This is a genomic window from Desulfitobacterium sp., assembly GCF_034927245.1.
In the GTDB taxonomy this organism is placed as follows: domain Bacteria; phylum Bacillota; class Desulfitobacteriia; order Desulfitobacteriales; family Desulfitobacteriaceae; genus Desulfitobacterium_A.
Genome location: NZ_JAYFQK010000034.1, coordinates 1 through 7405, shown reverse-complemented (window position 1 = coordinate 7405; position 7405 = coordinate 1). Strand labels below are relative to the sequence as shown.

Sequence of the window (7405 nt, the reverse complement as noted above, 5' to 3'; positions counted from 1 at the left end):
TGCCGTAATCAGCTTAAGTGATTTGCTCACCCCGTGGGATGTTATTCTTAAGAGGGTTCGTTTTGCCGCGGAGGCTGATTTTGTGCTGGCTATCTATAATCCCAAAAGCAAGGGACGTCAAGAGCAGATTGAAGAGATCCGTAAACTTCTTTTAGAGATTCGCTCACCGGAGACACCGGTGGGAATCGTTCGTGAAGCACTAAGGGGAGAAACGCCGCAAGTGACTATCTCAACCTTAGAGGGGTTCACACGTCAGCCGATTGATATGTTAACGACGGTGATTATCGGAAGTTCGCAGACACGCGTCATCGGTTCGTATATGGTTACTCCACGAGGGTATGTGCTATGAACCTCTTAGTCCTTGCCGGAACTGAGGATGGCCGATGTTTAGCAAGTGAACTTGAGTCCCGGGGGCACCGGGTTTGGGTTTCAACGCTGACGGAATATGGGGCGCAGATAGCCATGGCCCAAGGATTGCGCACCCGTTATGGAGCGCTGGATGAGGAGGAACTTCTAGGCCTTTTGCAGCAGAATCTAATCACGGCTTTGATCGATGCAACCCACCCTTATGCGGAGCAGGTTCATGAGCTGGCCCGGAAGGTCTGCGGGAAGGCGGGAATTCCGTATCTTCGCTGGGAGAGACCCCAAATCATCAATGATGATTCCCCGCTCATCCATTGGGCTGCGGGATTAGAGGCGGCAGGAAAGTTAGCTTGCCGATTGGGAAAGCGAATTTTCTTAAGCACGGGGAGCAAGAACTTAAAGGATTGGTTGAATATCCCCGGATTTAAGGAGAGAGAGGTTTTTGTCAGGGTTTTACCCAAGTCAGAGGTTTTGCATGAATGTGAAGCGCTCGGCTTCCAACCGAGCCGCATTATTGCTGCCCAGGGACCTTTTACGCAACGCTTTAATGAAGCGCTTTGGGAGCAGCTGAAGATTGATGTCGTAATTACGAAGGAAAGCGGAAAAATCGGTGGAACAGAAGAAAAGGTTAAGGCCTGTCTTAAACTGGGGATTCCTATCATTGTTTTAAAGCGTCCTCAAAGTGAGAAAGCTACGCCTGTAGAAACAATGGGGGAATTTTTGAAAAGGGTGGAGGATTTAACATGAAAACCGGAATAATTCTTCTTGGGCATGGCAGCCGTCGGAAAGAGGCTAATGAAAGTTTAATCGAAGTGGCACAAAAAGTAGAAAAGATTTTGGATTATGAAGTTACCCCGGCATTTATGGCCCATTGGAAACCGAGTTTGCCTGATGCCGTTTTGGCAAAAGTGGAGACTGGGGCTCAAAAAATAATTATCATGCCCTTGTTCCTTTTTCGAGGGATGCATGTGACGGTTGATATCCATAATGAGATTCAGGAAATTCAAAATAAACACCCTGAGGTCGAAATTATTTTTACTTCTGAGTTGGGTGCGGATGATTCAATTGCTTTCTTAGCGAGTTCAAGAATTAAGGAGGCTTTGGCATGAGCAATTTCCTAACCGATCCGGCGCAGATTGAAAGGGACAGCATGGCTTTTATTCATCAGAATCTGCATCGTGTGTGGAACGCTCAAGAGCTTAAGGTCGTTGAACGCTTGATTCATACGAGCGGTGATCTGGGACTGGAGCCTGAAATCGCGATTCATGAACATGCTGTTGAAGCAGGCCTCCACGCCTTAAAACACGGGGCCTCCGTGATTACGGATGTGGAAATGGTACGGGCGGGAATAGCCAAAAAAGCGCTGGCCGAACTTGGCGGAAGTGCGGAATGCTTTTTAGGAGACCCTCGCATTCCTGAGAAAGCGGCTGAATGGGGGTTTACGCGGACGATGACAGCTCTTCGCCTGAACAAAGAACGTTTGCAGGGATCAATTGTCGCTGTGGGCAATGCTCCAACGGCTTTGGTCGAAGTCTTAAAGCTTGCCGAAGACCCGAAATATCGTCCGGCGTTAATTGTGGGGATTCCTGTCGGGTTTGTAGGGGCAAAGGAATCAAAGGATTCGCTTTGGCAAAAACAAGAATACCCCTCGATTACGGTTCTGGGTACCCGCGGTGGGAGTCCGATGGCAGCATCGGTTGTGAATGCGTTAATTTACTTAGCCGTAGGAAGAACGCTGTAACATTTGCAGAATCAACATGGGCGGTTAGACTTTTGGGAGGTGATACAGATGAATAAGCAACAGGATACAGCACGTCTGATGATTCAAGGAACGTCATCAAATGTGGGTAAAAGCGTTTTGGCCGCAGCCTTCTGTCGGATCTTTTATCAGGAAGGGTATAAAGTCAGCCCGTTTAAAGCACAAAACATGGCGCTCAACTCTTTTATTACGACTTCCGGGGAAGAGATGGGGCGAGCTCAAGTGGTACAAGCCCAAGCAGCCGGAGTAGAGCCGGAGGTACGGATGAATCCGATCCTGCTTAAACCGACAGGTCATACCGGTTCACAGGTTGTGATCATGGGAAAGGCACAGGGGACGATGTCGGCTTCCGATTACCATGGGGAATATCAGAGACAGACCTGGCCTGTCGTCCAAAAAGCTTTGCATGAATTGCTTAAGGAAAATGAAGTTGTCATTATCGAAGGGGCGGGAAGTCCGGCTGAAGTTAATCTTAAAAAAAATGATATCGTCAATATGAGGGTAGCGCTCGAAGGACAAGTCCCCGTACTGCTTGTCGCAGATATTGATCGGGGAGGGGCTCTTGCCTCTGTTGTAGGTACTCTGGAACTATTGGAGCCGCAAGAGAGAGAACTGGTCCGTGGAATTATCCTTAACAAGTTCCGCGGGGATATCACGCTTCTTCAGCCGGCACTCGATTTCTTAGAAGAAAAAACAGGAATCCCTGTGGTTGGCGTTGTTCCGTATTTTGATCACTTCAGGATTCCGGAAGAAGATTCGGTGGTCTTAGAAGAACGGGGAACGGAGAAAGAGAAAGCCGAAAAAGGCAAAGCTGATTCTTCTGCGCTATCTCCTCAAAATTGCTTAGATATTGCGGTTATCCGTTTGCCTTATCTTTCAAATTTTACGGATTTCGATCCCTTAGAGGATGAGCCGGATGTTCGGCTGCGTTACGTCAAAAGTGTTGAGGAATGGGGAAATCCGGATCTGGTTGTTGTACCGGGAAGCAAGAATACGCTGGCTGATCTGCGATTCCTTTGGGAGAGCGGATTAGGAGAAAAAATCAAAGCGTATTGGCAGTCAGAATCCCCCCTGATCGGGATTTGCGGGGGATATCAGATGCTCGGAGGGGTCGTCCGCGATCCGTATCATACGGAATCGGATCTGGAGGAAATTAAGGGGCTCGGTATCCTTCCCCTTGAGACGGAATTTGCCTTAGAGAAACATACCGTACAAAGCCGTGGGACTGTGATTTCCGATGATCTCTTCCTGCAAAAATGCAGAGGAGAAGAAATTCAAGGATACGAAATCCATATGGGGCGTTCTGTTTCAGCGGGTGATCCACTGTTTATGATTCAGGGTCAAGGTACAACGTACGGGGACGGCGTTCAGGCAGGAAGCGCTATGGGAACGTATTTACACGGACTTTTTGATAATGATTCGTTGCGGAGTGCTCTTCTCGAATGGCTTTGGGAAAGACGCGGCATAAAACGGGCCTATAGTGGGTCTCCTTCTCAAGCCGCGATTCGGGAACAGGCGTTTAATGAACTTGCCGAGCTCGTCCGCAAAAGTATAGATTTGAGAAAGGTGCGGCAGATTATGGGACTTGAAAGTGGGGGTTCCGAGTGATCATGCCATCACCGCGGCTTTTTTTGTCCGGATTTTTGCTGGATCAGATTGTGGGGGACCCTCAAGGTTGGCCCCATCCGGTTATAGGGATGGGAAAAGTCATTTCCTGGGCGGAGAAGAAATTGAATTGCGGAACGAACCGGGCCAAAAGGCGCAATGGGGCACTCCTTACGCTTCTTCTGGTGGGCGGCAGCTTTATTCTTACGGCATCAATCATCGCGGGTGCAGCTTATCTTCATCCCCGGCTGGGAGTATTGGCGGAAGTTATCCTTATGAGTCTAACCCTTGCCGGGAAGTCCTTGCCGAAGGCCGGGAGTACGATTCTGAAGCCTTTGCAGCGGGGAGATCTTCCCGAGGCCCGGGAGAAGATCGGCTGGTTTGTCAGCAGGGATACCCGTAATTTATCTGAAGCGGAGGTTGTTCGCGCAACGGTAGAAACGCTAGCGGAGAATTATGTGGACGGAATTCTGTCGCCGCTTTTTTATATGGCGATTGGTGGGGCACCTCTGGCAATGGCGTTTAAAGCCGTGAGTACATTGGATTCAATGATCGGTTACAAGAATGAGCGCTATCAGGATTTTGGCTGGTTTGCGGCGCGCACGGATGATTGGGCGAATTATATTCCGGCCCGTTTGTCCGTTATTTTTCTGCTCGGCGCGGGCGGGTTAATGAAGCTGTCTGTCAAACAGGGCTATCAGATTTGGAAACGGGATGCTTCGGCCCATCCAAGCCCAAACGGGGGTAATCCGGAAAGTGTAACAGCAGGGCTGCTGGGAATTCAGCTGGGGGGAGTCAACATCTATCATGGTGAAGTCCATCATCGGGCGGAAATGGGAGATCCCTTGCATCCGTTAACCTGGAGAGATATCCTGGCGTGCGGGCGTCTTATTCGTATAGCCACCTGGCTGTCTTTCACGGTCTTATTGTTAGCACTCATTGCCGTAAATTCATTTTGAACTTTAATCTTTAACTTTTAATCTTACGGAAAGAAGGATGGGCTCATGAATATTCCCCGTGTGGTAATTGCCGGAACGCATAGCGGTGTGGGTAAAACGACATTGGCAACGGGAATAATGTCCGTACTGACGCACAGAAAAAGGCCTGTACAAGGATATAAAATCGGACCGGATTATATTGATCCCTCTTTCCACGCTTTGGCCACAGGACGTCCTTCGCGAAATCTTGACCGTTGGCTGCTGGGGGAACACCTTGTTTCTCTATTTGCCGGAACTGCGGCAGGGCAATGGGCGGTTGTTGAAGGAGTCATGGGGCTTTTTGACGGGATGTCCGGGACTCCCGGTTTTGGAAGTACGGCCGATGTCGCCAAGCAATTAAAGGCTCCGGTAATCCTTGTTGTTGACGCCATTAATATGTCGCGAAGTGTTGCCGCACTGGTTCATGGTTTTTGTACCTTCGATCCCGGGGTTAATATCCAAGGGATTATTTTAAACCGGGTCAAATCCAAGGCCCAAGAAACCCTATTAAAAGAAGCTTTGGCTGAGATTCAAATTCCCGTATTAGGGGCGGTCCCTAAGGAAGAATCTTTGAAATTGCCGGAACGACATTTGGGTTTAGTTCCTTCCCAGGAGAGAAAATATCAGGACTCTTTTTGGGAAGACCTTGAGAGGGTCATAACAACCTATATTGATCTTGAACGGCTTGAGCAGATTATGCAAAGGGCAGAAGATTTCCCGGATTTATCGGATTTCCCGGACTTCCCGGACTTCCCGGATTTATCCGCCGACTCCGCTGAAATTCAAGGGCTTACCGGGGAAAAGGGGAGCACTGAAACAGGCAGCCGAAGCGGGGGACTGAGGCTTGGGGTTGCTCGCGATGAAGCGTTCACCTTTTATTACGAAGATGCCTTGGAAGAGATCCAAAGGAGCGGATTTCAACTCATCCCTTTTAGCCCTTTGCACGATTCAGAGCTGCCTAAAGATTTAGACGCGGTTTTCCTGGGCGGCGGATTTCCGGAACTGCACCTTGAGGGGTTAAGCCAAAATCGTTCTTTCCTTCATTCCCTTAATCTATTTGCACAAAGCGGCAAAGGAATTTATGCTGAGTGTGGGGGATACATCTACCTCGGCCAGGCGATAACCGATTTTGAAGGCCGGCGTTTTCCTATGGCGTCATTAATTCCGCTAGAAGCAGAGATGAGACCGAAATTGCAAGGCATGGGTTACCGGGCGGGGGTCATGACACAGGATAGTTTCTTGGGTCTTAAAGGAACAACTGTCCATGGCCATGAATTTCATTATTCCCATGTTCAGTTTAAAGAAGAAATGAGGGAAGAACACTCGGCCTTGCAGTTATTTAAAAATGGACAATTAATGCGGCCGGAGGGTTATGCTCAGAAAAATATCTTCGGATCTTATCTCCATTTAAACTTTGCGGGCCACCCGGAACTCCTAAAGCATTGGGCGGGCTGGATCCGGAGTGAAGGAGACAAAGCATGATTCGGGTATATACCGGTGATGGGAAAGGCAAGACGACTTCCGCTTTGGGTACGGCGCTAACCGCATATTCAAAGGGGACGGAGGTTTTAATCCTGCAATTTCTTAAAGGGAGTACCTATATGGGCGAGCTCTATGGTTTAAACCGTCTGGGAATACCGATTATCCAATTTGGGATAGGATGTAAATGGTCCGGCATGATTCGCACAGGGATAAGGCATTGCACAGGGTGTGGAGAATGCTTCCGCCAGAATCGCGACCCGGAGCTTGTGCTTCCTCTTATGGATGAGGGGTTATCCTTTCTTCAAGAGCAGGTGCGGAAGGAGCAATATGGGTTGATCGTTTTAGATGAGGTAAGTCATGCGTTGAATCGCGGCTTCTTATCCCATGAAAAGCTTCTAAGCATTCTTCATTCCGCCCCTGCCATCGATTGGGTTTTAACGGGGCGCAACTTTCCGAAGGAGTGGCTGGATGGGGTTGACGAATGGTGGGAATTAAAAGCGCTGAAACATCCCTTTCAGGAAGGTATTCGGAGCCGTAGGGGGATTGAATATTAATGGATACATATTCCGGCTGGGCTCGTTGTCCGGGAACATGCGGTGAATGGATTCAGGGAGCAAAAGAGGGAACTCCTTTTTTAATCGACTGTCCCGTTGATCGCTATGTCGAGGTTGAGGCATCTTTGGTAAAAGTTCAGGGCGGCCAAGGCTTAACCCCAAAACGGGGGAATTGGCAGCTCTCAAGCCAAAAAACAAAAACGGCAAAAGCGTTAAATCTTTTGGCCAAACAATTTGATATTCAGAGCAGGGGAAAGGTGAATTTTCACTCCGAGCTTCCGGTCGGCAAGGGTATGGCAAGTTCGACGGCTGATCTCTCGGCGGCAATGGCTGCGGTCCTTAGTTCTCTCAAAATTCCTTGGACCCCTCAGGATCTTGTCCGTATTGCCTTGGCCATTGAGCCCTCAGATCCGGTGATGTTTCCGGGGGTAACGGAAATAGCCCATCAAGATGGAAAATATGTCCGGGAGCTGGGAAACAATGTTCCGGCTATGCTGCTGGTTCTTGATTGGGGCGGAACGCTTGATACACAACGTTTTAATGCCCGAGCCGATCTGCTGGAACATTACCGGAGGCATGAAGCTCTGATTAAAAAAGCCCTGGCCATTTTTTATGAAGGTATTGACCGTTCTGACTTGGAAAAAATGGCTTATGCCGGTACAATC

General features: G+C 49.0%; 8 protein-coding genes and 1 pseudogene. All 9 read left to right on the top strand.

Translation table 11 applies throughout. From position 1 onward, the window contains the following. Positions 1 to 349 (top strand): annotated as a pseudogene (locus tag VB077_RS08965) (precorrin-3B C(17)-methyltransferase); the annotation flags it as partial. After that, the gene (gene cobK, locus VB077_RS08960) at positions 346 to 1110 is read left to right on the top strand and encodes a precorrin-6A reductase (RefSeq protein WP_323414886.1); all 765 of its coding nucleotides are present in this window, start codon (positions 346 to 348) and stop codon (positions 1108 to 1110) included. The pseudogene VB077_RS08965 and the gene cobK, both read left to right, overlap by 4 nt. Beyond that, positions 1107 to 1472, top strand: coding sequence for a CbiX/SirB N-terminal domain-containing protein (locus VB077_RS08955; RefSeq protein ID WP_323414885.1), 366 nt, complete (start codon positions 1107 to 1109; stop codon positions 1470 to 1472). Before cobK ends, VB077_RS08955 begins: the two co-directional genes overlap by 4 nt. Further along, positions 1469 to 2104 (top strand): precorrin-8X methylmutase, encoded by a 636-nt coding sequence (locus VB077_RS08950; protein WP_323414884.1) that lies wholly within the window; start codon positions 1469 to 1471, stop codon positions 2102 to 2104. The genes VB077_RS08955 and VB077_RS08950 overlap by 4 nt, the downstream gene beginning before the upstream one ends. A gap of 48 nt (positions 2105 to 2152) precedes the next feature. After that, positions 2153 to 3730 (top strand): cobyric acid synthase, encoded by a 1578-nt coding sequence (locus VB077_RS08945; RefSeq protein WP_323414883.1) that lies wholly within the window; start codon positions 2153 to 2155, stop codon positions 3728 to 3730. Between the two features lie 2 nt (positions 3731 to 3732). Further along, on the top strand, positions 3733 to 4686 hold the full coding sequence (gene cbiB / locus VB077_RS08940) for an adenosylcobinamide-phosphate synthase CbiB (protein ID WP_323414888.1): 954 nt from the start codon (positions 3733 to 3735) through the stop codon (positions 4684 to 4686). 45 nt (positions 4687 to 4731) lie between these two features. Further along, positions 4732 to 6186 (top strand): cobyrinate a,c-diamide synthase, encoded by a 1455-nt coding sequence (locus VB077_RS08935; protein ID WP_323414882.1) that lies wholly within the window; start codon positions 4732 to 4734, stop codon positions 6184 to 6186. After that, complete coding sequence (locus VB077_RS08930) at positions 6183 to 6740, top strand: cob(I)yrinic acid a,c-diamide adenosyltransferase (protein ID WP_323414881.1); 558 nt, start codon at positions 6183 to 6185, stop codon at positions 6738 to 6740. The genes VB077_RS08935 and VB077_RS08930 overlap by 4 nt, the downstream gene beginning before the upstream one ends. Then, a partial coding sequence (locus VB077_RS08925) for a GHMP kinase (protein ID WP_323414880.1) occupies positions 6740 to 7405 on the top strand: 666 nt, incomplete at its 3' end. The genes VB077_RS08930 and VB077_RS08925, both read left to right, overlap by 1 nt.